This window comes from Macrococcus carouselicus (assembly GCF_004359515.1).
Taxonomy (GTDB): domain Bacteria; phylum Bacillota; class Bacilli; order Staphylococcales; family Staphylococcaceae; genus Macrococcus; species Macrococcus carouselicus.
The window spans coordinates 1-396 of the sequence record NZ_SCWD01000028.1 but is presented as its reverse complement, the minus strand read 5'-3'; the positions used below and the strand labels follow the sequence as shown (position 1 = coordinate 396).

At 32.6% G+C, this 396-nt stretch carries 1 pseudogene; it reads left to right on the top strand.

Annotation, left to right across the window (positions count from 1 at the left end):
• Positions 1-396: pseudogene (locus ERX40_RS11120) on the top strand (nucleoside recognition domain-containing protein); the annotation flags it as partial.

The following is a 396-nucleotide window of genomic DNA, read 5'->3' as shown; positions in this document are numbered from 1 at the left end:
TTATACGCCCATACCTAATGAACCTCATTATTTAGTTATTAGTCATGCGGATAAACTTACCGCAACAGAAAAAGCGAAATTAAGATTATTAATCATAAAACAGAAGATAGATATTTCATTGGCAGAAAGTGTAGTTTCTTCGCCTATAGCGAGCGAACATGTGATAGAACAATTGACACTATTTCAACATGAGCAACGACATTTAAGGCCTAAAATAAGTGCGACATTTTTAGCCTGGTTGTTGATATTTTTAATGTTTGCATTACCAATCGGTATCGCTTATCAATTTTCAGATTGGTTTCAAAATCAGTATGTATCAGCATGGATAGAATATTTAACTCAAACAACATTGCTCAATCACGATATATTACAGCATATATTATTTGGTGATTATGG